The organism is Streptomyces sp. NPDC003635, assembly GCF_053587635.1.
The window spans coordinates 18,266-41,495 of record NZ_JBSFOK010000013.1 but is presented as its reverse complement, the minus strand read 5'-3'; the positions used below and the strand labels follow the sequence as shown (position 1 = coordinate 41,495).

Annotated in this window: 27 protein-coding genes and 1 pseudogene; 15 read left to right on the top strand and 13 right to left on the bottom strand. The window is 73.9% G+C overall.

Annotated elements, in window-relative coordinates:
- The 3 genes from ACWDRW_RS14920 (at position 1) to ACWDRW_RS14910 (ending at position 3,173) form a co-directional block, all read left to right on the top strand.
- Complete coding sequence (locus ACWDRW_RS14920; protein WP_451723268.1) at positions 1-1,236, top strand: MFS transporter; 1,236 nt, start codon at positions 1-3, stop codon at positions 1,234-1,236.
- A gap of 130 nt (positions 1,237-1,366) precedes the next feature.
- Complete coding sequence (locus ACWDRW_RS14915) at positions 1,367-2,260, top strand: universal stress protein (RefSeq protein ID WP_451723267.1); 894 nt, start codon at positions 1,367-1,369, stop codon at positions 2,258-2,260.
- A 187-nt stretch (positions 2,261-2,447) separates the two neighbouring features.
- Complete coding sequence (locus ACWDRW_RS14910; RefSeq protein ID WP_451723266.1) at positions 2,448-3,173, top strand: SCO2400 family protein; 726 nt, start codon at positions 2,448-2,450, stop codon at positions 3,171-3,173.
- A gap of 36 nt (positions 3,174-3,209) precedes the next feature.
- Here ACWDRW_RS14910 and ACWDRW_RS14905 read toward each other — a convergent pair whose 3' ends face one another.
- Together ACWDRW_RS14905 and ACWDRW_RS14900 are read right to left on the bottom strand one after the other, a co-directional pair.
- On the bottom strand, positions 3,210-4,937 hold the full coding sequence (locus ACWDRW_RS14905; protein ID WP_451723264.1) for a GAF domain-containing protein: 1,728 nt from the start codon (positions 4,935-4,937) through the stop codon (positions 3,210-3,212).
- 158 nt (positions 4,938-5,095) lie between these two features.
- Complete coding sequence (locus ACWDRW_RS14900) at positions 5,096-5,791, bottom strand: response regulator (protein ID WP_451723262.1); 696 nt, start codon at positions 5,789-5,791, stop codon at positions 5,096-5,098.
- Between the two features lie 283 nt (positions 5,792-6,074).
- On the opposite strand from ACWDRW_RS14900, the gene ACWDRW_RS14895 reads away from it, so the two are divergent.
- Positions 6,075-6,503 (top strand): pyridoxamine 5'-phosphate oxidase family protein, encoded by a 429-nt coding sequence (locus ACWDRW_RS14895; RefSeq protein WP_451723260.1) that lies wholly within the window; start codon positions 6,075-6,077, stop codon positions 6,501-6,503.
- Here ACWDRW_RS14895 and ACWDRW_RS14890 read toward each other — a convergent pair.
- The 3 genes from ACWDRW_RS14890 to ACWDRW_RS14880 all read right to left on the bottom strand — a co-directional run bounded on the left by ACWDRW_RS14890 (position 6,446) and on the right by ACWDRW_RS14880 (position 8,133).
- Positions 6,446-6,736: a hypothetical protein gene (locus ACWDRW_RS14890; RefSeq protein WP_451723259.1), complete on the bottom strand. Its 291-nt coding sequence runs from the start codon at positions 6,734-6,736 to the stop codon at positions 6,446-6,448. The two genes, ACWDRW_RS14895 and ACWDRW_RS14890, sit on opposite strands and share 58 nt — an antisense overlap.
- Positions 6,737-6,958: 222 nt before the next feature.
- On the bottom strand, positions 6,959-7,399 hold the full coding sequence (locus ACWDRW_RS14885) for a pyridoxamine 5'-phosphate oxidase family protein (protein WP_451723258.1): 441 nt from the start codon (positions 7,397-7,399) through the stop codon (positions 6,959-6,961).
- Positions 7,400-7,458: 59 nt separating this feature from the next.
- Positions 7,459-8,133: a helix-turn-helix domain-containing protein gene (locus ACWDRW_RS14880; RefSeq protein ID WP_451723256.1), complete on the bottom strand. Its 675-nt coding sequence runs from the start codon at positions 8,131-8,133 to the stop codon at positions 7,459-7,461.
- A gap of 216 nt (positions 8,134-8,349) precedes the next feature.
- Between ACWDRW_RS14880 and ACWDRW_RS14875 the strand changes: the two genes are divergently transcribed.
- Both ACWDRW_RS14875 and ACWDRW_RS14870 read left to right on the top strand, forming a co-directional pair.
- Positions 8,350-8,727 carry an STAS domain-containing protein gene (locus ACWDRW_RS14875; protein ID WP_451723254.1) on the top strand — a complete coding sequence of 126 codons (378 nt, stop codon included), beginning with the start codon at positions 8,350-8,352 and terminating at the stop codon, positions 8,725-8,727.
- A 589-nt stretch (positions 8,728-9,316) separates the two neighbouring features.
- Positions 9,317-9,898 carry an Rv1733c family protein gene (locus ACWDRW_RS14870; protein WP_451723251.1) on the top strand — a complete coding sequence of 194 codons (582 nt, stop codon included), beginning with the start codon at positions 9,317-9,319 and terminating at the stop codon, positions 9,896-9,898.
- Positions 9,899-10,124: 226 nt separating this feature from the next.
- Here the strand turns inward: ACWDRW_RS14870 and ACWDRW_RS14865 are convergent, their stop codons facing one another.
- Positions 10,125-10,991, bottom strand: a complete 867-nt coding sequence (locus ACWDRW_RS14865) for a LysR family transcriptional regulator (RefSeq protein WP_451723249.1) — start codon at positions 10,989-10,991, stop codon at positions 10,125-10,127.
- A gap of 69 nt (positions 10,992-11,060) precedes the next feature.
- Here ACWDRW_RS14865 and ACWDRW_RS14860 point away from each other — a divergent pair, with 69 nt between their 5' ends.
- Complete coding sequence (locus ACWDRW_RS14860; protein WP_451723247.1) at positions 11,061-11,963, top strand: EamA family transporter; 903 nt, start codon at positions 11,061-11,063, stop codon at positions 11,961-11,963.
- Between the two features lie 16 nt (positions 11,964-11,979).
- Here the strand turns inward: ACWDRW_RS14860 and ACWDRW_RS14855 are convergent, their stop codons facing one another.
- From ACWDRW_RS14855 to ACWDRW_RS14840, 4 genes are all read right to left on the bottom strand, one after another.
- Positions 11,980-12,270 carry a DUF1876 domain-containing protein gene (locus ACWDRW_RS14855; RefSeq protein ID WP_451723245.1) on the bottom strand — a complete coding sequence of 97 codons (291 nt, stop codon included), beginning with the start codon at positions 12,268-12,270 and terminating at the stop codon, positions 11,980-11,982.
- Between the two features lie 72 nt (positions 12,271-12,342).
- Positions 12,343-12,765, bottom strand: coding sequence for a PPOX class F420-dependent oxidoreductase (locus tag ACWDRW_RS14850; RefSeq protein WP_451723243.1), 423 nt, complete (start codon positions 12,763-12,765; stop codon positions 12,343-12,345).
- A 20-nt stretch (positions 12,766-12,785) separates the two neighbouring features.
- Entirely contained in the window at positions 12,786-13,670 is an 885-nt protein-coding gene (locus tag ACWDRW_RS14845) for an NAD(P)-dependent oxidoreductase (RefSeq protein ID WP_451723241.1), read from the bottom strand.
- Between the two features lie 475 nt (positions 13,671-14,145).
- A complete protein-coding gene (locus ACWDRW_RS14840) occupies positions 14,146-14,487 on the bottom strand; it encodes an ArsR/SmtB family transcription factor (RefSeq protein ID WP_451723239.1) in 342 nt (113 codons plus the stop codon).
- 94 nt (positions 14,488-14,581) lie between these two features.
- Between ACWDRW_RS14840 and ACWDRW_RS14835 the strand changes: the two genes are divergently transcribed.
- The 5 genes from ACWDRW_RS14835 (at position 14,582) to ACWDRW_RS14815 (ending at position 18,911) form a co-directional block, all read left to right on the top strand.
- Positions 14,582-15,559 (top strand): quinone oxidoreductase family protein, encoded by a 978-nt coding sequence (locus tag ACWDRW_RS14835; protein WP_451723236.1) that lies wholly within the window; start codon positions 14,582-14,584, stop codon positions 15,557-15,559.
- A gap of 95 nt (positions 15,560-15,654) precedes the next feature.
- The gene (locus ACWDRW_RS14830) at positions 15,655-16,788 is read left to right on the top strand and encodes a PP2C family protein-serine/threonine phosphatase (protein ID WP_451723234.1); all 1,134 of its coding nucleotides are present in this window, start codon (positions 15,655-15,657) and stop codon (positions 16,786-16,788) included.
- A gap of 80 nt (positions 16,789-16,868) precedes the next feature.
- Positions 16,869-17,861 carry a dihydroxyacetone kinase subunit DhaK gene (dhaK, locus tag ACWDRW_RS14825; protein WP_451723232.1) on the top strand — a complete coding sequence of 331 codons (993 nt, stop codon included), beginning with the start codon at positions 16,869-16,871 and terminating at the stop codon, positions 17,859-17,861.
- Positions 17,862-17,908: 47 nt separating this feature from the next.
- Positions 17,909-18,508, top strand: a complete 600-nt coding sequence (dhaL, locus tag ACWDRW_RS14820; RefSeq protein WP_451723230.1) for a dihydroxyacetone kinase subunit DhaL — start codon at positions 17,909-17,911, stop codon at positions 18,506-18,508.
- Complete coding sequence (locus tag ACWDRW_RS14815) at positions 18,501-18,911, top strand: PTS-dependent dihydroxyacetone kinase phosphotransferase subunit DhaM (protein ID WP_451723228.1); 411 nt, start codon at positions 18,501-18,503, stop codon at positions 18,909-18,911. The genes dhaL and ACWDRW_RS14815 overlap by 8 nt, the downstream gene beginning before the upstream one ends.
- Here ACWDRW_RS14815 and ACWDRW_RS14810 read toward each other — a convergent pair.
- Positions 18,908-19,117 (bottom strand): hypothetical protein, encoded by a 210-nt coding sequence (locus tag ACWDRW_RS14810; RefSeq protein WP_451723226.1) that lies wholly within the window; start codon positions 19,115-19,117, stop codon positions 18,908-18,910. The two genes, ACWDRW_RS14815 and ACWDRW_RS14810, sit on opposite strands and share 4 nt — an antisense overlap.
- A gap of 267 nt (positions 19,118-19,384) precedes the next feature.
- On the bottom strand, positions 19,385-20,080 hold the full coding sequence (locus ACWDRW_RS14805) for a glycoside hydrolase family 75 protein (RefSeq protein ID WP_451723224.1): 696 nt from the start codon (positions 20,078-20,080) through the stop codon (positions 19,385-19,387).
- Positions 20,081-20,494: 414 nt separating this feature from the next.
- Here ACWDRW_RS14805 and ACWDRW_RS14800 point away from each other — a divergent pair, with 414 nt between their 5' ends.
- The 3 genes and pseudogenes from ACWDRW_RS14800 to ACWDRW_RS14790 form a co-directional block, all read left to right on the top strand.
- On the top strand, positions 20,495-21,493 hold the full coding sequence (locus ACWDRW_RS14800) for a fibronectin type III domain-containing protein (RefSeq protein ID WP_451723221.1): 999 nt from the start codon (positions 20,495-20,497) through the stop codon (positions 21,491-21,493).
- Between the two features lie 170 nt (positions 21,494-21,663).
- Positions 21,664-22,206 (top strand): hypothetical protein, encoded by a 543-nt coding sequence (locus ACWDRW_RS14795; RefSeq protein ID WP_451723219.1) that lies wholly within the window; start codon positions 21,664-21,666, stop codon positions 22,204-22,206.
- Between the two features lie 33 nt (positions 22,207-22,239).
- A pseudogene (locus ACWDRW_RS14790) lies at positions 22,240-22,689 on the top strand (AraC family transcriptional regulator); the annotation flags it as partial.
- On the opposite strand, the gene ACWDRW_RS14785 reads toward ACWDRW_RS14790, so the two are convergent.
- Entirely contained in the window at positions 22,682-23,224 is a 543-nt protein-coding gene (locus ACWDRW_RS14785) for a PadR family transcriptional regulator (protein ID WP_451723217.1), read from the bottom strand. The pseudogene ACWDRW_RS14790 and the gene ACWDRW_RS14785 overlap by 8 nt on opposite strands.
- Between the last annotated feature and the right edge of the window lie 6 nt (positions 23,225-23,230).

Below are 23,230 nucleotides of genomic sequence, written 5' to 3'. Positions count from 1 at the left end.
ATGCCCCCGTCAGCGCCCCCCAAGCCCCCGAGCAGCCAGGTGCCTTCGCGTGCCTGGCTGATGCTGACCCTGGCCACCCTCGGGTTCGCCGTGAACTTCTGGGCATGGGCGCTGCTCAGCCCGCTCGGCCCGCGGCTGAAGGACGACCTGGATCTGTCCTCGTTCGAGCAGTCCCTGCTGGTGGCCGTTCCGGTCGTGGTGGGGTCGCTGGGGCGGATACCGGTCGGCGCGCTGACCGACCGCTTCGGCGGCGGCACGATGTTTGCGCTGGTGTCGGCGGCGACGGTCGTGCCGGTGCTCTTTCTCGGGCTCGCCGGCCACTCCTCACTGACCGCGCTGCTCATCGGCGGGTTCTTCCTCGGGATCGGGGGGACGGCGTTCGCCGTCGGCGTGCCCTTCGTCAGCGCCTGGTTCCCGCCCGAGCGGCGAGGTTTCGCCATCGGTGTCTTCGGGACGGGCATGGGCGGTACGGCGATCAGCGCGCTGACCACGGTGAAGCTGGTGGACGCGTACGGCACCGCGAACCCGTTCCTCGTCACGGCCGCCGTCCTGCTCGGCTACGCGGTCGTGGCCGCCGTGTTCCTGCGCGACGCACCCGGGCGGTCGACGCCCGTCGAGCCGCTCGCGCGCCGACTGGCGGCCACCGTGCGCATGGGCGTCACCTGGCAGGCGTCCGCCCTCTACGCGGTGACGTTCGGCGGCTATGTCGCCTTCTCCGTGTACCTGCCGACGTACCTCAGGACCGGCTACGGACTCGGCCAGGCGGACGCGGCGAACCGCATGGCCGGGTTCGTGCTGCTCGCGGTGGCGATGCGGCCGGTCGGCGGCTGGCTGTCGGACCGGTTCGGGCCGGTGCGGGTGCTGGCCGCCGCGCTGGCGGCGGTGGTCGCGGGCGCGCTCGCCCAGGCCTTCACCCCGGCGCTGACCCCCGTGGGCACCCTCGCATTCCTGACCATGGCCGCGGCGCTGGGTGCCGGCAGCGGGGCGACGTTCGCCTTCGTGGCCCTGCTCGCCCCGCCGGAGCGCACCGGCTCGGTGACCGGCGTCGTCGGGGCGGCGGGCGGCCTCGGCGGCTTCCTCCCGCCCCTGCTGATGGGCTCGCTCTACGGCGCCTACGGTTCGTACGCGCTGGGCCTGTTGCTGCTCGCCGCGGTCGCGGCGTCCGCGCTGGTCTTCACGGGAACCGGAGTGCGCCGTGCGGCGATCCGGCGAGTCCCGGCCGCCCAGCTGCCGTGAGTCGCGGCAAAGGGCCGTTCGACCCTGGGGACGGGCCGTGGCGGCCCCTGTCGGACGCGATCGCGGCGCGGGATCCTGACAGTGCGGGACCCGCACACCCGTGTGGGCCGCGCTCCGGGAGGTGTCGGTCATGCTGCGCCCCGTCGTCGTAGGACTGGACGGTTCACGTGAGAGCCTCGCCGCGGCCGACTGGGCGGCCCGGGAGGCCCTCAGACGCGGTCTGCCGCTGCGTCTGGTGCACGCCTGGGAGGGCGGTGCCGCGCCCGGCGAGTCGGACCTGCCGGAGCTCGAGGCTCCGCGCTACTGGGCGCGGCGCGTCCTGCGGAGTGCCATGGACCGTGTCAACGAGCGTTACCCGCAGGTGTACCTGAGCGCCGACCAGGTCTCCCGCTCCCCGGTCGACGCCCTGCTCGCGGAGGGCGACGAGGCCGAGCTCCTGGTCCTCGGCAGCCGGGCGTTCAGCGGTCTCGGCGGCTTCATGGCCGGTTCCGTGGCCCTGGCGACGGTGGCCCGTGCGACGCGGCCGGTCGTGCTCGTCCGGGCCGACCAAACCCTCGCGGACGAGCACGAGCCGGACGGGGCGGGCACGCCGTCGGCGCACACGCCGTACCGGCCGGTCGTCGTCGGCGTGGACCCGGCGCACGCGTGTGAGGAGCTGCTGGCCTTCGCCTTCGAGAGCGCGGCGTCGCGCGCCGCGCCGTTGCGGGTGGTGCACGCCTGGCGCCTGCCGTACGTGCCGACCGCGCTGGAGGCGAAGGCGCACCGAGAGGTCCGGCGAGCCGCCGAACGGGCGGTCGAGACCGTGCTGGCTCCGTGGCGGGAGAAGTATCCGGCGGTGCGGGTCGAGGCGCTGGTCGGGGAGGGGCGCCCGGCGCAGGGGCTGCTCGACGCCGCCCGGGACGCCGGGCTGCTCGTCGTCGGCCGCAAGGTCCGTCCGGCCAGGATCGGCACCCACACCGGTCCGGTGGCACACGCGGTGATGCACCACGTACGGTGCCCGGTCGCGGTCGTGCCGCACGGGTGAAGCGGCGCCACTGGTTCTGTGCAGGAGTGGCGCACAGGCTGCACACCGTCTGTCGAAAGGCTCGCTACGGTTCTGGCCGATCACTCCCATGTGCGCGGAGGTCCCACGTGCGGATTGACACCCCGTAGGGACCGATGCCGGGCGCGGATCGGTCCCCCAGGCGAACCCCGAATCAGGAAGACCGCGGATGGACTACTGCTCCACATGCCGTCGGCATCTCAACGGCGCCCTGGTGTGCCCCGGGTGCGGCGCCTACGCCCCGGACATCGCGCCTCCCCTGCCGATGGCTCCCGCGGCACCCCTCGCCCGCGACCCGTGGGACGAGATCGCTCTCCCCGCCCAGGGCCCGGCCGCGGCGCCCCGGGCGGAGACCGACCCCATGCCCGCCGCGCCGCAGGGACGTGCGGCTCGGCGACGTCAGCGGGCCCGTTGGAAGAAGAACCAGCGCAAGGCCGTGGTGGCCACCGCTGTCGCCCTGGTCGGCGGCGGTCTCACCGTCGCCTCGCTGAACGGGCAGTCGGCGAACCGCGCCCAGGCGACCACCGCGCCGGACGACACGGCCATGGGCGTGACCCAGGAGCAGGCCTCGGCGCTGCCTACGGAGGCGTCGACACCGACCGCCCCGCCGCCGTCCCGGCCCAAAACCCCCACCGCGCCCCCGACCGCCACCAACGCGCCCCGCGAGCAGTCCGTCGCCACCACACCCAGCACGGCCCAGCCGCGCACGCCCACCTCGCCCGCGACGACCGCGACCTCGGCCGCCCAGTCCCAGCCGGTCACGGCGACGATCCCGGAGCCCACGGCGGTCCCCGCCACGCCCTCGGCCACCGCCACACAGCCCGCCTCGCCGGCCCCCTCGCCCTCCGCCACGTCACCCTCGGGGCTGTGCGTGCTGGTGCTGTGCGTCAACTGATCCCGGGGGCGAAGCACTACCGCCCGAACCGGGTCCTCACTCCCCGGGCGGAACCGGAACCCGCCACAACAACCGGGTCCCTCCGCCCTCCGGTGCGCTCAACTCCAGGTCGCCGCCGAGTTGTCGGGCCCGCTCGGCCATGTTCCGCAGACCGCTGCGGCGGCCCTCAGGCGGGATGCCCACGCCGTTGTCGGTGACCGACAGCCGCACCTCACGGCCGTCGGTCTCCAGCACCACCTCGGCCCGGCCGGCGCGGGCGTGCCGCGCGACGTTGGTCAGGGCCTCGGAGAGCACGGCCATCACCTGGTCGGCGATCTCCCGGGGCACGTCGGTGTCGACCAGGCCCTCCATCCGCACACTGGGCGCGAAGCCCAGCACGGGCGCAGCCTCCCCGGCCGCCCGCACGACGCGGGCGCGCAGCCCGGTCCCGGCCCCCTCCTCGCGCACCCGCAGCCCGAAGATGGTCGACCTGATGATCTTGATGGTCTCGTCCAGGTCGTCCACGGCCCGTGCCACCCGGTCCCCGGCCTCCGGGTGCTCGATGAAGCGACCCGCGCTCTGCAGGGTCATACCGGTCGCGAAAAGCCGCTGGATCGCCAGGTCGTGCAGGTCGCGGGCGATCCGGTCGCGGTCCTTCAGCACCGCGATCTCCTCGGCGTCCCGGCGCCGCTCGGCCAGCTCCATCGCGATGGCGGCCTGTGCGGCGAACCCCCGCAGCGGCTCGGTCTCCTTCGCGGAGAAGACCGTCCGGCCCGTCGCGCGCACCAGCAGGACGACGCCGCGCGCCCCGTCGCCCGTTCCGATGGGCACGGCCACGGCCGGTCCGAGCCCGGTGTACCGGGGGCCGCCTTTCGCGACGCGCTCGTCGCGCGTGACGTCCGCGCTGGTGACCGGAGCGGCCGTGGCGAAAGCCCGGCCGATCAGGCTCTCGTCCACCGGCAGGACCAGCCCCCGATGGGCCTCCGCGCCCTTGCCCACGGCCAGCTCCACCCGCAGCGCGTCGGTGTCCTCCACCGGCATCGCCACCACGGCCAGGACGGCACCGGTGATCTCCTTGGCGCGCCGGGCGATCAGTCCCAGCGCCTCGCCCCGCGCGGCCCCGGACATCAGGCTGTGGGTGATCTCGGCGTTGGCCTGGAGCCAGCGCTCCCGCAGCCGGGACTCCTCGTACAGGCGGGCGTTGTCGATGGCCACGCCGGCCGCCACGGCGAGGGTCGACAGGACCGACTCGTCCTCCTCGTCGAACTGCGCCCCGCCCGCCTTCTCGGTCAGATACAGGTTGCCGAAGATCTGGTCGCGGACCCGGATCGGGACGCCGAGGAAGGTGTTCATCGGCGGGTGGTGGGGCGGGAAGCCGTAGGAGGCGGGGTGCTCGGAGAGCTTCGTCAAACGGAGCGGCTCGGGGTGGCGGATCAGCTCCCCCAGGATGCCGTGCCCCTGGGGGAACGGGCCGATCTTGGCGATCTGTTCCTCGCTGACGCCGATCGTGTGGAAGGCGGACAGGCGCTTGCCGTCCGCCCCGATCACCCCGAGCGCCGCGTACTGGGCGTCCACCAGCACCGCCGCGGCCTCGACGATGCTGTGCAGCGCCTGTTCCAGATCCAGTTCCCGCCCGACCGACAGCACCGCCTCCAGCAGGCTGTGCACCCGGTCCCGGGTGCCGCGGGCCGCGTCCAGGCGGGCCTGGAGCTCCTCCAGCAGCTCGTCCAGCTTCAGCTGCGGCAGCCGTACCCGGGCCTGGCCGGCCTGCTCCTGGCTCTCCACCGGTTCCTCCACGTCCCCTCGCCCCGTCTCTCAAGGGCCACCGTAACGGTCGGGGACGGGTGGCGACACAGCATCCGGCCAGGTCGAAAGGTTGACGGACCACGTCGTGGCGCTCCGGATCGTACGCGCCCTCGTCGACACCCGTCACGGGATGGGGACTAGTGCCCCTCCTGTCGCCGCAGCCGGTCCTGGGCCTGGGTGGCGATGACGGCCGCCTGGATGCGGCGCTCCACACCGAGCTTGGCCAGCAGCCGGGAGATGTGGTTCTTGACGGTCTTCTCCGCGAGGAAGAGCCGCTGGCCGATCTGGCGGTTGGTCAGACCCTCACCGATGAGGGCGAGGATCTCCCGCTCCCGCCCGGTGAGGCCGGGCAGCGCGTCCGGCTCCTCCTCCTGCCGCTGGTCGTGCCGGAGCCGCGCCATCAGCCGGGTGGTGGCGCTCGGATCGAGGAGCGACTGGCCCGCGGCGACGGTCCGCACGGCCGACACCAGGTCCGAACCCTGGATCTGCTTCAGCACGTAACCGGACGCCCCTGCCATGATCGAGTCGAGCAGGGCGTCCTCGTCGTCGAACGAGGTCAGCATCAGACAGGCCAACTCGGGCAGGCGGGAGCGCAGCTCACGGCAGACGGTCACGCCGTCGCCGTCGGGCAGGCGGACATCGAGCACCGCCACGTCCGGGCGCAGCGCGGGCACCCTGGCCAGGGCCTGCTCCGCCGTGGCCGCCTCACCGACCACGCTGATGTCGGGCTCGTCGTTCAACAGATCGTGCACGCCGCGCCGGACCACCTCGTGGTCGTCCAGCAGGAAGACCCGGATCGGGTCGCCGGGACCCGGCCGTTCGCCGTCCGCCATCAATTGCTCCTCGTCCTGTTCGGCTGTCGCGCTCCTGGAAGCGATCTTCGACCCCTCATGGGCCGAAAGGCCAGGGCCGGTCGGCCCTGATTCGGCGGTACGGCCGACGGGTACCCGCATGCGCGCCGGGACGCCCGGCCCGGTCCCGAGGGCCGGGGGGCCGGCCGGAGAGGACGCGGGGCCGAACGGCCCTAGCCCGCCCGGCCCCGCCCTGGTTCGAATGATCTGATCGAACACCCACACGACGAGAGACACTCGTCCGCGACCCGTACGGAAGCCCATCATGCGTGACGACACAGGACCGCGCCGAAGCGTCGAGCTCGACGGCGCCGAGGCACTGCGACTGCTGGGCAGCGTGTCCTTCGGACGGATCGTCTTCACCCAGCACGCGCTGCCCACGATCCGCCCGGTCAACCATGTCCTGGACGACGGGGACATCGTGATCCGCACCCATGACGGCGCGGCGCTGACCTCCAGGACACGCCAGTCCGGGGCGCCGGGTGTGGTCGTGGCGTACGAGGCGGACGTCATCGATCCCGACACGCATCTCGGATGGAGCGTGGTCGTCACGGGGTACGCCCATCTGGTCACGGACGCGGACGAGTTGGCGCGTTACGCGGCCGTCCTGCGCCCGTGGTCGCAGCAGACGATGGATCACGCGGTGCGGATCCGCCCGGACCTGGTCACCGGGGTGCGCCTCGTAGCGGCGTGACCCCGGCGGGCCATGGTCACCAGCACACCACGGGGCAGTGCGAGCGGTGCGGCGGGGTGCGCGCGACGCGACCGGACCGAGGCGCCGCGACGGCGGTGCGCGCCGATCACGGCGACGGCGCAGTCGCGCGTGGCCTCCACCAGGGCGCGCGCCGGGCAGGTGCGCAGGGTGCGGGCCTCGACGGCGACCTCGGGACGCCGCTCGCGCAGATCGGCGAGGCTGAAGCGCGTCACGGCGTCCTCGGACCGGCGCCCATCGCCGCGAGCTCGCGCTGTCCCGGGCCGGCCGCCGGGACGAGGTACGGCGGATCGGGCGCGCATCGCTGCGCCCGACAGCGCACTACGTCCGGTCCGACACCGCGCCGTTCGACATCCTCGAAGGCGTGGGCGGCGGCCTCCGCGTCCGCGTCGCTCCCCACGACCCGGGCCGACGGGACCGGACGGCCCCGCCGGAGCTCAGGAGGAGAGGTCGACGCCGTACAGCGTGCGTCCTCCGACGAGCTCACGGCCGGTCACCAGTTCCGGCTCGATCCGGACGAAGACCTCGGTCGGCGACGGCACCCAGGAGCGCGGACCCGCGCGGTCCAGCCGTGCGGTCTCCCGGGGGTCGGTGATCACGGAGGCCGGTCCGGTGACGACGACGCTCCAGCCGGACCGCGTGGCCACGTCGACCTCGTCGGCCTCGAAGGCGACCACGGCACCGTCGATCGCCTTGGCCAGCTCCGAGTCGGCGGCGGTGCGCAGGAGCACCGCGCCGTCGTCCAGCAGGCGGAAGTTGACCGGCAGGACCGCCGGCAACGCGTGACGGGTGTGGACGATACGGCCCACCGGCACCTTCGCCAGCAGCCGCAGGCACTCGCGGCGGTGGAGTTCGCGGAATCCGTCGTTGGAGTACATGAGACCGTCCGTCTGTCGCCTGATCGCTGTCCTGCGCTCCGTCTCCGCGTGCTTCGATTTCACACGGCTATCCGGCGTCCGCTGATGACGCGGGGCTCCAACCGGATCCACAGTGTGCGCTGCCCGCCCGCCCAGGGTTCGCTGTGCGCCCGCTCCGCGAGACGGCGCACCTGCGCCGGGTCGGTCACGGCCCGGGCGTACCCGCGGACGAGGACGCTCCAGCCGCTGCTGAAGGCGTCGTCGATGCGATCGACCTCGAATGCCACCGGCAGGCCCGCCGCCAGCGCGGGCGTGGCTCCCGCAGCGGTCCGGAAGACGATCGCGCCGTCCACGACGGTGTAGTTGACGGGGACGACGGCGGGACCGGTCGCGGCGGGCACAGCCAGGCGGCCCACGCCGTGGGTGGCGAGCAGGGCCCGGCACTCGGCCGTGGTGAGCGCGGTGAACTCGGCGTGGGGAGTCGCCCGGCCCGGCCCGGGCGGCCGTTCGACGTCTCCCCCGGTCAGCTCCGTCACGGTGGTGAGCAGGGCTCCCGCGAGCCGTAGGAGCGCCCCCATGCCGGGTGCCACCACGGGCTGCTCCTCCAGGTAGCGGAGGTAGCTGGTGGCCATGCCCGCCCGAGCCGCCGTCTCCTCACGGGACATGCCCAGCAGGGTTCGGCGCTGCACAAGGCGCCGCCCGAGGTCGCCCACGGGTGGGAACTCGGCCGTCTTCGACGAGAACTGTTCGGTCATGGCCCGTCGCCTCCTCCTGTCGGCCCCCCGGACCGGTGTGCTCCCCCTTTCTCCAGCGTGTGCGGGTGTGCGGGGTCCCGCTTGGGCCGGTCGGTCCCGGCCGACGTGCCGGTCGGGGTCGATTCCGCCGGAGGGGGTCCGTACGGCCCTGTCGAACCGGCACGTAGGGCCGACCGGCCCTTCCGGCTCGCCGACGGCTCCCGATTGTCTTCGACCATGTCCGAGAACCTCACCCGCCGGCAGCCACCGCCGCTCCCGGAGCCCGCCGGGCCGGAGGCCACCGTCGTGGCACTGCGCGGCGAACTCGACGTGCAGTCGGAACCACTGCTGCTGGCCCGGCTCGACGCCCTCACGGCCCCGCCGTGCCCCGATCTGGTGCTCGATCTGCGGGACGTGTCGTTCGTCGACTGCCGCGGGCTCGGCATCCTGTGCCGGGCCCGGTCCCGAGCCCTCGCCCGCAACGGACGGGTACGGCTGGTCACCGACAGCCCTCGCTTCCTGCGGATGCTCTGGCTGACCGGCCTGTCCGGCGTCTTCGAGACGTACCCCACCTTGCCGGCCGCCTGGTCCTCCAGGCCGACGCGGTCCGGGTGACTGCCGCCGGGTCAGTCGATGACCGAACGGACGGCGCGCCGCGGGGTGATCGGCCCCTGGGCGCCGTATCCGAGACGGATGAGCACGCGGGCGCGGCCTCCCGCCCGGCTCGGGGACCGCGGGAGGTCGGGCCACTCCAGCGCCGCGGCTCCGGATCTCATGGCGAGGGCGGCGGGCGGCTCCTGGCGGTCCGGCCGAAGTGGGCCGGCGCGACGAGGGGATTGAACACGCGCGCTCCCACGGACCCGGCTGGGAGTTGTGGAGCGAGGGGCGGCCACGGCCGCCGCGACGCGGGTCTCCAGGGCCGTGGCGTCAAAAGACGTGCCGCGCATGGTGCCGTCCTCACTCCGGAGCGTTGCTGTCCTTCGAGCCTGGGCACCCGATCCCCCGGCCGGTGAGGGGCCGTTGGTCCCCCGCAGGGAGCTGATGGTCGCGAGCGCGCCCGCGCAGGGCCCAACGGCCCGCTGCAGACCGCCGGTCGGACCCCGACCGGTCCCTCGGTCCACCTGTTCGGCCCATGCCGTCCCCGGGCCGTGGGTGCCAGTTTCGTGGCAGCGAGCGGCAGGAAGCGACGAGGAGGTGCGGACCGATGGACGGCACGCAGTGCGCGAAGCGGCGGATGTGGCGCTGGCGGAGCAACCCGCTGCGCCGACGCGACGACGTCGTCGAGGCCTGGATCGCTCTGGCCGTCTGGGTGGTCGCCATCGTCGGCGGCACCCTCGTCGGCATGGTGACGGCCGGCGCCGCCGACGAGGTGTTCGTCCGAGAGCGCAACGAGCGTCATCCGGTCACGGCCGTCCTGCTGACCGACGTCCCCAAGGCGGCGACGTCGGTCGGCCCGGCGGGCGGGCAAGCCGTGGCCAAGGTCCGCTGGACCGCCGACGACGGCACCCCGCGCACGGGCGAAACGCTGGTGGCCAGGGGCCGGAAGGCCGGTGCCGAGACGGTCGTATGGGTGGACCGCCGGGGCGCTCTCGCCCCCGAGCCGCCGAGCCCCACGGCGGCCGCGGTGGAGGCCGGCGTCCTGGGTTCGGCCGCCGCGCTGGCGCTGGCGGGCGCGGCGTTCGGCGTGGGCGCGGCGGCCCGGTGGCGGCTGGACCGGCGGCGCGTGGAGCGATGGGGCCGGGAGTGGGAGCAGGTGGGTCCCCAGTGGCGTCGCCAGACCCTGTGACGGGCGGCCGCCGGGGGTAGGGCACGGCGAGGGAACACCGTCTCCGGCGGGCCGTCGCTCGCCGGAGCGGCGACGAGACCCGACGCCCTCACTGCGGCAGACGCCCAGGGCCCTGAGCCAAACAGAGCACCCCCGCCTGAGCCACTGACGACCGCAGTGCGGCGGACACCCAGCGCCCTGAGCCGAGCCGAACAGCCGCTGTCTTCGCCGCTGTGGACCGCCGACCTCACCGCCCCGGTGTGTCGCCCCGGTACAGCGCCGTGAGCAGTTCCACCGCCGCCTGGGTGGCCGGATGCGGGTCGTCGCGCCACCAGCCGAGCCGTACCGCGATCGGCTCGGCGTCCCGCACCGGCCGGTAGACGACTCCGGGGCGCGGGTACTGGTGCGCGGTCGCCTCGGCGGTCATTCCGACGCACCGGCCGGTGGCGATCACGGTGAGCCAGTCGTCGACGTCGTGGGTCTCCTCGGTGGCGGGCCGGGCGTCCGGCGGCCACAGCTCGGCGGTCGTGGTCCCGGTACGGCGGTCGACGAGCAGTGTGCGTCCCGCGAGGTCGGCGAGCCGCATCGAGCGCCGCCTGGCCAGCGGGTCGTCGGCGGCCACGGCACACAGCCTTCGCTCCAGACCGACGATGGCCGAGTCGAACCGCCGGTCGTCCAGCGGCCTGCGGACGACGGACAGGTCGCACGCGCCTTCCGCGAGTCCTGCCGTGGCTGAATTGACGCGGACCAGCTGGAGGTCGGTCCCGGCGTGCGCGGCGGCCCATCGGCGCTGGAATGCCGAGGTGTGCCGGCCGAGGGCGGCCCAGGCGTAGCCCACGCGCAGCCGCTCGTGCCCGGAGGTGGCCTCCCGGACCAGTTCGTCCGCCTCGCCGAGCACCCGGCGGGCGTGGGCCAGCACCCGCAGCCCGGTCCCGGTGGGCGTCACCTCGCGGGAGGTACGGCGCAACAGCCTTGCTCCCAGGACCCGTTCGAGCGAGGCGAGGGTGCGCGAGACGGCGGCCTGGGAGACGCCGAGCGCGATCGCCGCGTCGGTGAAGCCACCCTCGTCGACGATCGCCACGAGGCAGCGCAGCTGGCGGAGCTCGATATCCATAATCGAAGCGTATAGATCGAGCGCCATACGCATTTTGCGTATGCATGGCCGGGGCGCACCATCCCTGTCATGCGCGCCCGAACCGCACCCGCCCCCGCCCCCGAAGTCGCCCTCCCGCGGCCGGAGTCCGCCCGCGCCGGCCTCGCCGGTGTGACCACGATGGTCGGCAGCGGCCTGGCCAACCAGACCGGTGCCGCGATCGGCTCGCTCGCCTTCCCCGTGCTCGGCCCGGTCGGGGTCGTCGCGGTGCGCCAGTATGTCGCCGCGGCCGTCCTGCTGGCCGTGGGCAGGCCGCGGCTGCGCGCCTTCACCTGGCGGCAGTGGTGGCCCGTGATCCTGCTGGCCGTCGTGTTCGGCACCATGAACCTGTCGCTGTACACGTCCATCGGCCGGATCGGCCTCGGCCTCGCCGTGACGCTGGAGTTCCTCGGCCCGCTCGCGATCGCCCTGGCGGGCTCACGCCGTCGGGTGGACGCCCTCTACTCCCTCCTCGCCGCCACGGGAGTCGTGGTCCTGATGCGGCCGCAGCCCTCCGCCGACTACGCCGGCATGGCCCTGGGCCTGCTGGCGGCCGCCTGCTGGGCGTCGTACATCCTGCTGAACCGCACCGTCGGGCAGCGCCTGCCGGGTGCGGAGGGGGCGGGGGCCGCGGCCGCCCTGTCCGCCCTGCTGTTCCTGCCGGTCGGCATCGTGCTGGCGGTACGGCAGCCGCCGACGGCCGGGGCCCTCGCGTGCGCCGTGACGGCCGGGATCCTCTCCTCGGCAGTCCCGTATCTCGCGGACCTGTTCACCCTGCGACACGTCCCGGCCCGCGCCTTCGGGCTCTTCATGAGCGTCAACCCGGTCCTCGCCGCGCTCGTCGGACTCGTCGGCCTCGGGCAAGGACTGGGCCTGCCGGAGTGGGTCGGCATCGGGGCGATCGTCGCCGCCAACGCCCTCGCTCTCCGCAGACCCGGACAGCGGGACCGCTGACCGGCTCGGGGAGGTCTCAGACCGACCAGCCGACCGTCGGACGGACCCCCTGACCGGACTCGGAGGCCCCCATCGCCTCGATGTCGTGCGTGGCGGCACTGACCAACTGCCCGGCGAGGTCGTTCAGGGCCCGGCCCGCCGCCAGTTCGTCACCGATCTCCGGCACGTCCGCGTCCTGGGGGTTGCGGTGCGCGACCCCGCGACCGGTGAGCGACGTGCTCCCGGTGTCCAGTACCACCCGCGCTTTCGTGGTCCCCCCCTCCTCGAAGAGGTAGAGGCGGACGTTCCACTCCATGGTGTGAGACATCGTGTCCTCCTCCCACACGTCCCCCTCCATGGTGGAACCGGACCCGGGCCGCCGCCACGGGGCTCGCCACGCTCAGGTGGACGCCTGGTCGCTGTCCTTGTGCGCGCCCCAGCCGTGCCAGCGCTCCACCTCGATCCAGGCGCTCACGCGGGCGCGGACCCGGTCCGGGTAGGGCTTGCCGATGTAGTGCGTGGCGATCCGGTCGATGTCGGCGAGGCCCTCGTCCTCGTACATCTCGACGACACGGCCGATGAGGGTGACATGCGTGCCCCAGTCCCCGCCGTCCAGGACGGTGAGCGTCACGCGCGGGTCGCGGCGCAGGTGTTTCAGGCGTACGCGGCCCTCGTCCAGGCTGATCAGGGCGCGGCCGTCCGCCCACACGTACCAGGTGGGCGTGGAGACGGGCGCGCCGTCGGAGCGGACGGTGGCCATCACGGCCGGGTTGGGGCGGCGCAGCAGTTCCTGGGCCTCGGGAGGCAGCGGCGGCTCGGACATCTTCGATTCCTCCTGTGCGGTCAGTGCTCTTCGTCGAAGCTCGCGAAGTACGCGGCGGCCATGTCCTCGTCGCCGTGGCCCTGCGCGGCGGCCCGTTCCAGGCGGGCGGCGCCCGCGGCGGCGACGTCCAGGCGGACCCCGCCCCGCTCTCCGGCCTCGACGATCAGCCGGGCGTCCTTGGCGGCGGTGCCCACGGCGAACTGGGCCGGGGAGAGCCGGTCCTCGAGGATCAGCCCCGACTTGGCGCGCAGATAGCCCATGTCGAGCGGTCCGCCCTCGATGAGATCGAAGAAGCGCCGTGGGTCGACGCCGAGGGCCCTGGAGAGGGCGAGGGTCTCGCCGGCCGCGGCCGTGGCCGCGATGACCCAGCTGTTGGCGACCAGCTTCAGCCGGGTCGCGCTGCCCGCGGCACCGTCGTCGCCGGTCCACACCGTCCTCGCGCCGACCGCCTCGAAAACGGGCGTCACCTTCTCCCGGCCGTCCTCCGGCCCGGCGGCCAGCACGGTGAGCTGACCGGCCTCGGCGGGCTGCCGGGTGCCGAGCACGGGGGCGTCGTAGAAGGTGAGTCCGTGCTCGCGGGCGAAGTCGGCGAGGCCGGGCAGGGCGTCGAGGCCCGCGGTGGTCGACTGCACCCATGCCGTGCCGGGCCGCAGGGCGCTCGCGGCCCGGCGCATCACGTCCAGGGCGGCGGGTCCGTCGTGCAGCACGGTCAGCACGACGGCGGCCCCCCGCACGGCCTCGGCCGGGGTGTCCGCGACGTACGCCCCCGCGGGAGCGAGCGGTTCGGCCTTGGCACGAGTGCGGTTCCAGGCGCGGACCTCGTGCCCCGCGCGGGTGAGGTTGCGGGCCATAGCGGCCCCCATGATGCCGGTGCCGAGCACCGCGACCGTGAGCCTCTCGGTCATGACGTTCGCCTTCCTGTCTCGTCCTCGGGTACGTCAGCGGCGGGCGGCGCGGACCAGTCGGTCCAGCCAGGCCTGGTGGCCGTTGGGTGAGGATCCGTACCCGTCCACCGGGCAGATCCTCCACCAGCCGGACGTGCAGTACGTCGAGGCGCTCCACCGGGGCGCCGTCCTCCGGGTGCTGCCCGTGCCGGCGCCGCTCGTGGCCGACGGCGTCCAGCTGCGGGTCCGGACGCGCGACGGGGGACTCGATCCCGCTCCCCTGGCCGAAGAGGAGTACCCGCTGGTCGCGGACCCGGTGCGGCTCGAGCGTGGAGGGCGGGCCGGGGATGTGTGCGCGACGCTGATCGGGATGCCGAGGCTCTGCCGATCCCGCACCGCTACCGGCGCGCGGTCTTCGGCAAGCGGCTCACGGCTCGCGGCTCGCGCGGCGGTCACGGCGCCCCACCTGCACGCCGTGCGCTCCGCGGTCGACGCTTCAGTCGCCGCGCAGGACGAGGTCGAGCAGCCCGGGGAAGCGCGCCTCGAACTCCCCGCGCCGCAGCCGGTTGACGCGCCTGGGCCCCTCGTCCCGCTGCTCGACGAGACCGGCTCCGCGCAGCACGGAGAAGTGATGGCTGAGCGCGGCCTTTCCGACGGGCACGTCGAAGCTGCCGCAACTGCGCGTCCAGTCGGCCGAGCCCGCCAGCTCGCGGATGAGCTGCATGCGTACGGGATCGGCCACCGCCGACAGCGCGACCTGGACGGTGACGTCCTCGGGATCCGTGTGCACGGGTGCGGCCCGATGACTGCCGCCCCCTCCGGCCACCTGGTGCGCCATGTCCGCTCCCCGTCTCGCTTGCCGAGTGTTCGATCCATATCTTACAGTCCGAGTGTTCGCTTTCCGTTGAACACCTTGGATCGAGAGGTCACCCATGCGCGCAGTCGAGTTCCGGGAGTACGGCGGTCCCGAGGTGCTGGAGGTCGTGGAGACCGATGCCCCCGAGCCCGGCCGTGGGCAGGTGACGATCGACGCCGCCTTCGTGGGCGTGAACTTCGCCGACCTCAAGGCACGCTCCGAGGGCTACCGGGTGTCCTCGCTGCCCCACCGGCCCGGCCTGGAGCTCTCGGGGCGGATCCGGGCCGTCGGTGAAGGCGTCGAGGGGCTTCGCCCGGGACAGGAGGTCGCCGCCCTCGTCGGCGGCGGCGCCTACGCGGAGGTCGTCGTCGCCGACGCAGCCACCGTCTTCCCGCTCCCCGCGGGCCTGGGTCTGCGTACCGCGGCCACCCTCCCCACGGTCCTGCCGACCGTCCACGCGCTGCTGCACGAGGTGGGCCGGCTGCGCGCCGGGGAGAGCGTGCTGGTGCACGGCGCGGCGGGTGGCATCGGCACGGTGGCCGGACAACTGGCCCGGGCGGCGGGCGCCGGGGCGGTGTACGGCGTGGTCTCCTCTGCGGGCAAGGCCGAGTACGCGCTCAAGCACGGCTACGACGAGGTGTTCACCGCCGACACCTTCGCCGAGGACGTCCGCCGCGCCACCGGTGGCCGGGGCGTCGACCTCGTCCTGGACCCGGTCGGCGGTGACACCCTGCGCCGCGGCCTGGACACGCTGGCCGTCTTCGGCCGCCTGGTCTCCTTCGGCAACGCGAGCGGAGAGGCACCCTGGCAGGTCGGCCAGCCCGAGCTCTACGCCCGGGGCCGCTCCGTCGCGGGCTTCTCCGTCCTGGCCCTCGCCCAGACCGCGCCACGGGAACTGCGGGCGCTGGCCGAGCGGGCCTTCCGTACGGTGACCGACGGGACCGTCGAGCTGCCGATCACCGCGGAGTTCACCCTGTCGGACGCGGGCGGGGCGCACCGGCTGATGGGCGGGCGCACCTCCACCGGCAAGCTGGTCCTGCGGGTGGCCGACTGAGGCCTGCGGCCGGGCGGACCCTGTCGGGTCCTCCGGCCCTCCGGCTCGGCGGGCCGTCCCGGGCCGGTGGCCCGGGCTGCGTAACGTGAACAGAGATGAGCACCAGACCCTCACCCCCCAGGACGTCCCCCGAAGTCTTCGACACCGGCGAGCCGTTGAGCAACGTCGAACTCGTCGCCGGTGTGGTGTCCGTGACGGTCCTGGTGGAGGTCCTCGGCGCCCTGTCCGGCTCGGGGGTGTGGCTGCTCGGCCTGCTGGTGTTCCTGCCGGGAACGGCGTCGGCGCTGTGCACGGAGCGGCAGACCTGGTTCGTGTCCGCGTGGACGGCCGTGGTCGTCACCGTCTCGGTGCTGACCCGCCCGGCCGGCACCGAGCACTGGCTGGACCGGCTGCTGCTGGTGCTGCTCACCCTCGCGCTGGGCGTCACCTCCGTCTACGCCTGCCGCCGACGCGTCCAGCGCGAGCGGGAGATGCTGAGCCTGCGCTCCGCCGCCGCGGCCATGCAGCGGCACATCCTGCACCCCCTGCCCGTGGTCAGCGAGGACGTCCTGGTGAACGGCGTCTACGAGCCGGTGCACGAGGACCGGCTCGTCGGCGGCGACATCTACGACGTCGTCGACTCGCCCTGGGGCACCCGGATCCTGATCGGCGATGTGCAGGGCAAGGGTCTGGCCGCCGTGGGCGCCGCGTTCGCCGTGGTCGGCGCCTTCCGCGAGGCGGCCTACCGGGAGCCCACGCTCACCAAGCTCGTCGACATCCTGGACGCCGCCGTCGTACGCCACAACGCCCAGGCCCACCAGGCCGGCGACGACGAGCGGTTCGTCACCGCGCTCGTCCTCGGCATCGACGCGGACAGCGAGGTGCAGGCGGTCAACTGCGGGCACATCCCGCCCCGGCTCCTCACCGGTGGCCGGGTCACCGTGCCGCCGCTGGACTCCGGAGTGCCGCTCGGGCTGGCCGAACTCGCCGTCGAGCCCACCACCGTGGACTGGTTCGACTTCCCGCCGGGCGGCACGCTGCTGCTGACCACCGACGGCCTCACCGAGACCCGCGCCGCGGACGGCACGTTCTACCCGCTGGACGAGCGCCTCGCCGAGCACCTCGCCCTGTCCCCCACGGACCTGCCCCGCGCACTGCACGACGAGGCCCGTGCTTTCGCCGGCGACACCCGCCGCCACGACGACATCGCCGTCCTGACGGTCCGCCGCTCCCCCCGCGCCCTCCCGTGACCTACTCGGCCACAAGGTCAATACTGCCTCCATAAGGCACTCGTTCGTACCCGTCCGGCCCATCCACCCAGGAGGTACCCATGAGGATGCTCATCAACGTCGCCGAGACCGTCGTCGCCGACGCGCTGCGCGGCATGGCGGCCGCTCATCCCGAACTCACCGTGGACGTGGAGAACCGGGTGATCGTACGGCGGGACGCGCCCGTGGCCGGGAAGGTCGCCCTGGTCTCCGGTGGCGGTTCGGGGCACGAGCCGTTGCACGGCGGTTTCGTGGGGCCCGGGATGCTGTCGGCGGCCTGCCCGGGCGAGGTGTTCACCTCTCCGGTGCCGGACCAGATGGTGCGGGCCGCGGCGGCCGTGGACAGTGGCGCGGGCGTGCTGTTCGTCGTGAAGAACTACACCGGCGACGTCCTCAACTTCGACATGGCCGCCGAACTCGCCGAGGACGAGGGCATCCAGGTGGCCAAGGTCCTCGTCGACGACGACGTGGCGGTCACGGACAGCCTGTACACGGCCGGACGCCGCGGCACCGGCGCGACGCTCTTCGTGGAGAAGATCGCGGGCGCCGCCGCCGACGAGGGCATGCCGCTGGAGCGGGTGGAGGCGATCGCCCGGCAGGTGAACGAGAACTCCCGCAGCTTCGGCGTGGCGCTCAGCGCGTGCACCACGCCCGCCAAGGGCAGCCCCACCTTCGATCTGCCGCCCGGCGAACTGGAGTTGGGCATCGGCATCCACGGCGAGCCCGGCCGGGAGCGGCGGCCCATGATGACCTCGGGCGAGATCGCCGACTTCGCGGTGAACGCGATCCTGGAGGACATGCTCCCGCGCAACCCGGTGCTGGTCCTGGTCAACGGCATGGGCGCCACCCCGCTGCTGGAGCTGTACGGCTTCAACGCCGAGGTCCAGCGGGTGCTCGGCGAGCGCGGGGTCGCCGTGGCCCGCACCCTCGTCGGCAACTACGTCACGTCCCTGGACATGGCGGGCGCCTCGGTCACCCTGTGCCAGATCGACGAGGAGCTGCTGCGGCTGTGGGACGCGCCGGTGAAGACGGCCGGGCTGCGCTGGGGCATGTGAGCGGGCGTCGCTCGGGTGTGAACGTACCTACCACGCAAGGAGAATCCGTGCTCGACGCCGACTTCTTCCGCCGCTGGATGACCGCGACCGCGGCGTCCGTGGAACGAGAGGCGGAACGGCTCACCGCCCTCGACTCGCCCATCGGAGACGCCGACCACGGCAGCAATCTGCTGCGCGGCTTCCGTGCCGTGACCGCCACCCTGGACAAGGAGTCCCCCGACACTCCCGGCGCGGTTCTGACTCTCGCCGGACGGCAGCTGATCTCGACGGTCGGCGGCGCCTCGGGCCCGCTGTACGGAACCTTGCTGCGGCGCACCGGCAAGGCGCTCGGGGAGGCCGCCGAGGTCGACGAGACGCAGTTCGCGACCGCGTTCCGTACCGGGGTCGAGGCGGTGATGACGCTCGGGGGTGCCGCGCCGGGCGACAAGACCATGATCGACGCGCTGCTGCCGGCCGTGGACGCGCTCGACGGCGGTTTCGCAGCGGCGCGGTCCGCCGCCGAGGAGGGGGCGCTGGCCACGACTCCGCTCCAGGCGCGCAAGGGGCGGGCGAGCTATCTCGGCGAGCGCAGTATCGGCCATCAGGATCCGGGGGCGACCTCCTCGGCCCTGCTTATCGCGGCGCTGGCGGAGGCGAACGGTGAGTGAGGACAAGCGGGTCGGGATCGTGCTGGTGTCGCACAGCGCCGAGGTGGCCGCGTCGGTCGCCGAGCTGGCGAAGGGACTCGCGGGCGCCGGGACCGCGGTGCCCGTGGCCCCCGCCGGCGGCACCGAGGGCGGCGAGCTCGGCACCAGCGCCGAACTGATCGCGGCGGCCGCGGCGGCCGTGGACCAGGGGGTGGGGGTGGCCGTCCTGACCGACCTGGGCAGCGCGGTCCTGACCGTGAAGGCGCTCCTGGCCGAGGGCGACGAACTCCCCGGCGACACCGTGCTGGTGGACGCCCCGTTCGTGGAGGGCGCGGTGGCGGCGGTGGTCACGGCGGCGACGGGCGCCGACCTCGCGGCGGTGCGGGCGGCCGCGGAGGAGGCGTACTCCTACCGCAAGGCCTAGCGGCTACGCGATAGCGCGCGCCGCCACATCAGTGCCGTGCGCGGCATCGGCTCCAGTTCGGCCCTCGACGCCGTCGCGTCGGGGGCCGGCTCCGTGGTGTGCCACACGTGGTGTTCCACCGCCGCCCGCAGGGCCGCGTCGAACATGGCCGCCTGGATCACCGGACGCGGATCGTCGGCGGGCAGTCCGGCCCGTTCGGCGAGCACCCGGGCGAAGGCCGGCTCGCCCCTGGGCGCCGAAGGCCGGCGCCGCGGCCCGGCCGATGCCCGAACCCGCTGCTGTGACGATCACCCGGCGTCCGCCGGTCATGCACCGCTCCTGTTCCACCGCGGCGGCGACCACCACGTCCACGACCGGCTGCTCGCTCAGATCCCCGGAGACGGCGGCGTCGAGATCCGCCGCCACGACCCGCGCACGCCAACGGCGTGGTGCTGCCCGTGGACGACGCCTGGTCGGCGGTCTGAGGCCGGACCTCAGGGGGCGAGCAGGAACTGGCGCGCCAGCCGCTCCCCCACCGTGCCGGCGGCCTCGCGGTCCTCGATCGGCTCCACCCGCGTGTCCTTGAAGACGATGTAGGTGACGCCCGAGTCGGTCCCGCCGCCGTGCGGGTCGGGGTTGACGCCGAGTTCCTCGGCGGCGGCGTAGGAGGCCTCGCCGATGATGCCGGCGGGCCCCACGTCGCCGACGACGGCGTACCGCACGCGGTCCCGGTGCACCAGGGCGACCACCGAGCCGCCGCGGATTCCGTGGTCCCGGTAGTCGAAGACCCGGCTCGGCGCGGGCACGACGACGTACGGGAGGGTCTCGGCATCCAACTGGCGCCCGTCGGACTGCTGGAAGGCGGTCGCGTCACTGAAGTGCGGGTCGGTACGGCCGTTGCAGCGACGCCCCGGCCGACCGTCGCAGTCGATGTCCAGATCGGCCTTCCAGAACACGGCCTCCCGGGTGCCGCAGACCGGGATCGTCGCGGGGCCGCCGGCGTCACTGCTGTAGCGCCCCCGGGAGATCTGGGCGCACTTGCCCGTCCTGGCCAGCAGGTCGGCGGCGCGGACCTCACCCAGCGGCCGCACCTCGGGCCACTCCTCGGCGCGCGGTGGGGCGTCCGGCAGGGCGGTCGGGGCGAGAAGGGCGGCACTGGCCGCGACCAGCGTCAACGACTGGACACGCACGATAAGGGACCCTCTCCGGGGAAGCACTGACGGACACTCAGCCCACCCTGGTGCCTGGTCGATCACGCGGCCACCGTTCGGGGGCCAGACGGTGCACGCGTCCGCACGTGCGGCGGTACGGCAACCCGAACTTCCGGCAGCGACCGGGAGTCTGAGCCGGTATCGGCTCGGCCTCCCGGCCGCGCACGGCCGGCGCGGGAACAGCGACGACAGCGGTCCGCGCCACCGGCATGAACTATCGATCCCTCAGGGGGAGTTCAGCCGCGAGGATCAGCATACGTAACCGCCACGACCGCGCACCGACGACCGCCCTCTTGATGTGATCGCGTCAGCCGCGTCATATTGGTCCGGACCATTGCCGCGCCGGTGTCGTCACCCCATCGGCCGCGGCCCCTGACCCGGGGAGGCCAAGTCGTGCGTCGCGTTCCCGTACCCGCCGGTCCGCGCCGGCTCGCGCCGCTGTGCGGCGCGCTCGTCCTGATCGCCTCCTGCGGCTGGCAGGGCCGGGCCGACGAGGGCCCGCTGCCGGGCGCCCCCCGAGGCGTCACGGCCGAGGCGGGCAGCGCGACCAGCGTGCACGTGATGTGGAACGCCGTGGCGGCGAGCCAGGGCATCGACGGCTACGAGGTGTATCGCGGCACCACCAAGGTGAAGGACGTGCCGGGTGACGAACACATGGTGGATGTCACCCGGCTCCGGCCGGGCACGGCCTACGTCTTCACCGTCAGGGCCCGCGACTCCGACGGCCGCCTGGGACCGCCGAGCCAGGGGGTGAGGGCCACGACCCCGGCCTCCGGCCCGGCCGACCGCGCGGCACCGACCGCGCCGGGCGCCCTCCGGGGGCGGGCGGTGGGCAGCCGGGCGGTGCAGCTGTCCTGGTCCGCGGCGGAGGACAACCGGGGTGTGGTGTCGTACGACGTCCATCAGGGCGGCACGAAGATCCACAGCGTGGGCGGGAACCAGACCGCGACCGTGGTCACGGGACTGCGCCCAGGCACCCGCTACACCTTCACCGTGCGCGCCCGCGACGCCGCCGACAACGCCTCACCGGCCGGGACCCCGGTCCGGCTCACCACCCCCGGCACCGACGACGGCCGCGGCACCGCACCGGCCGACTTCGGCGCCACCACCCACCTCGACAAGGTGGAAGGCGCCTATTACATCGACCTGAGCTGGGTTCCGCCGCGCACGGACGGCGTGGTCACGGAGTACCAGGTGTATCTGGACGGGCGGTCCGCCACCTCGGTGGTGTACGGCGGTGACGCGCCGCGCCAGCGGGGCACGTACAGCTTCTACGCGGGCACCGATGCCGGGGTGAGCCACCGGGTGAAGCTCAGGGCCCGGCTGCCCGACGGGACCTGGGGCGGGTTCTCGGCGGAGCGGACGGTGACCACGGGCGAGGCGGCACCGTGATCCGGTGCCCTCCATGGGCCGGACGAAGGAATCCGTCACCTGCCCGGGGGCGGTCCGCATGCGGGACGGGCCGGGTGCGCGTTGGCTGCCCCTGAGGCAGCGCGGACGTTTCCCGACCCTCGGCGGCGCAAGGGATGTACCGCCAACCGTGCCGCCGGAGGGCAGTCCACATGCGCAACTCATCGCCACTCCTCCGCTCGGGGCTGATCGTGGCCGCCGCAGCGCTTCCGCTCGCCCTGACCGCTCCGACGGCCGGCGCGCAGTCCGGGATCTCGGTGAGCACCAGCGGCTCCACCGTCTCGGTCACCACCAGCGCCTGCAGCCAGACCAACACCAGCGGCAGCTGGGGCACCGCCTCGCTGCTGACCAGCAGCCAGGCGAACTTCGCCCAGGGCCGTCAGGTGGCCCTGTCCGGCAACACCAACCAGCAGTCCGCCGCGTGGTCGGGTGTCAGCCCGGGGACGTACACCGTCATCGTGCAGTGCGCGTTCAACAACCAGACCGCGGGCACCCAGTCCGTCGTCGTCTCCGCGGCCTCCACGCCCACCGTCTCGGCCACGGCCTCGCCCTCGCGCGGGGTCATGGGCGGCATCGGCGGCGCCGCCAAGGACTACGGCGCGGTGACGCTCGCGGCGGGCGGCGGACTGGTGGCGCTCGGCGCCGCGGCCACGGTCTGGTTCCTGCGCCGCCGCTCGCGGCCGTACCGCCTCTGAGCGGGGCGCCGGCCGGTCCGCCGGCCTCGGACGGGCATCGAGGTGACCGGGCGGCGGCCGATGGAGTTCGTGACCGAGGCCGACGCCCTGCTGGTCGGCAGCGGGGTGAGGACCCGGGACGTCGTCGCCGACGACCGGCTGGTCTCCCGACTACCGCTCGACCCCGAGCGGCAGTCGATCGGCGCGCAGTGCTCGGGCGCGCTGGTGCCGGCCCGGCTCGGGTTGCTGAAGGACATGCCCGCGCGCACCGACCGGACGAGCCGCCCCTTCGTCGAGGCACGCGGGGTCACGGTGCTGGACGCGGCGTTCCACGCCGGGGGGAACGCCGCCACGGCGGGCGGTTGCCCGGCTTCCCAGTACCTCGGCACCTGGGTGATCACCGGGCTGCTCGGGGAGGGGGCCGCGCGGGGCGTCCTCGACCACGTGGCTCCCGTCGGCGAGAACGAGGAGACGGTCGAGCGCGCCTCGCGTGCGGTCACGGCTGTCGCAGTTCGCCGAACTCCTCCAGCGCGTGGGCGAGCCAGCGGGTCCAGAAGGTCTCCAGGTCGATCCCCGCCCGCAGCACCAGGTGGCGCAGCCGGTCCTCGGGGCCGTCCTTGCCGGCCGGGAAGTCGCGCTGCTCGATCTCCTCGTACTCCGCCAGCTGCCGCCGGTGCAGTTCGAGATGGCGTCGCAGGTCGGCCTCGATGCCCTCGGTGCCCACCACGGCCGCCGCGCGCAGCCGCAGCAGCAGCGTGTCCCGGTGCGGCTTGGGCTCCTGCGCCGCGGCGGTCCAGCGGGCCAGTTCGGCGCGGCCCGCGGGCAGGACCTCGTAGCTCTTCTTCTGCCCGCGGGCCGGCTGCTCGGACGGCAGGGTGCGGATGAGCCCGTCGGCCTCCAGTTTTCCCAGCTCGCGATAGATCTGCTGATGCGTCGCGGACCAGAAGTACCCGATCGACTTGTCGAAGCGCCGGGTCAGCTCCAGCCCCGAGGACGGCTTCTCGAGCAGGGCGGTGAGGATCGCGTGCGGGAGTGACATGACGTC

Coding starts and splice junctions, on each gene's coding strand:
- ACWDRW_RS14920 (WP_451723268.1), top strand. CDS start 1: ATGCCCCCGTCAGCGCCCCCCAAGCCCCCGAGCAGCCAGGTGCCTTCG.
- ACWDRW_RS14915 (WP_451723267.1), top strand. CDS start 1,367: ATGCTGCGCCCCGTCGTCGTAGGACTGGACGGTTCACGTGAGAGCCTC.
- ACWDRW_RS14910 (WP_451723266.1), top strand. CDS start 2,448: ATGGACTACTGCTCCACATGCCGTCGGCATCTCAACGGCGCCCTGGTG.
- ACWDRW_RS14900 (WP_451723262.1), bottom strand. CDS start 5,791: ATGGCGGACGGCGAACGGCCGGGTCCCGGCGACCCGATCCGGGTCTTC.
- ACWDRW_RS14895 (WP_451723260.1), top strand. CDS start 6,075: ATGCGTGACGACACAGGACCGCGCCGAAGCGTCGAGCTCGACGGCGCC.
- ACWDRW_RS14885 (WP_451723258.1), bottom strand. CDS start 7,399: ATGTACTCCAACGACGGATTCCGCGAACTCCACCGCCGCGAGTGCCTG.
- ACWDRW_RS14880 (WP_451723256.1), bottom strand. CDS start 8,133: ATGACCGAACAGTTCTCGTCGAAGACGGCCGAGTTCCCACCCGTGGGC.
- ACWDRW_RS14875 (WP_451723254.1), top strand. CDS start 8,350: ATGTCCGAGAACCTCACCCGCCGGCAGCCACCGCCGCTCCCGGAGCCC.
- ACWDRW_RS14870 (WP_451723251.1), top strand. CDS start 9,317: ATGGACGGCACGCAGTGCGCGAAGCGGCGGATGTGGCGCTGGCGGAGC.
- ACWDRW_RS14865 (WP_451723249.1), bottom strand. CDS start 10,991: ATGGATATCGAGCTCCGCCAGCTGCGCTGCCTCGTGGCGATCGTCGAC.
- ACWDRW_RS14860 (WP_451723247.1), top strand. CDS start 11,061: ATGCGCGCCCGAACCGCACCCGCCCCCGCCCCCGAAGTCGCCCTCCCG.
- ACWDRW_RS14855 (WP_451723245.1), bottom strand. CDS start 12,270: ATGTCTCACACCATGGAGTGGAACGTCCGCCTCTACCTCTTCGAGGAG.
- ACWDRW_RS14850 (WP_451723243.1), bottom strand. CDS start 12,765: ATGTCCGAGCCGCCGCTGCCTCCCGAGGCCCAGGAACTGCTGCGCCGC.
- ACWDRW_RS14845 (WP_451723241.1), bottom strand. CDS start 13,670: ATGACCGAGAGGCTCACGGTCGCGGTGCTCGGCACCGGCATCATGGGG.
- ACWDRW_RS14840 (WP_451723239.1), bottom strand. CDS start 14,487: ATGGCGCACCAGGTGGCCGGAGGGGGCGGCAGTCATCGGGCCGCACCC.
- ACWDRW_RS14835 (WP_451723236.1), top strand. CDS start 14,582: ATGCGCGCAGTCGAGTTCCGGGAGTACGGCGGTCCCGAGGTGCTGGAG.
- ACWDRW_RS14830 (WP_451723234.1), top strand. CDS start 15,655: ATGAGCACCAGACCCTCACCCCCCAGGACGTCCCCCGAAGTCTTCGAC.
- dhaK (WP_451723232.1), top strand. CDS start 16,869: ATGAGGATGCTCATCAACGTCGCCGAGACCGTCGTCGCCGACGCGCTG.
- ACWDRW_RS14795 (WP_451723219.1), top strand. CDS start 21,664: ATGCGCAACTCATCGCCACTCCTCCGCTCGGGGCTGATCGTGGCCGCC.
- ACWDRW_RS14785 (WP_451723217.1), bottom strand. CDS start 23,224: ATGTCACTCCCGCACGCGATCCTCACCGCCCTGCTCGAGAAGCCGTCC.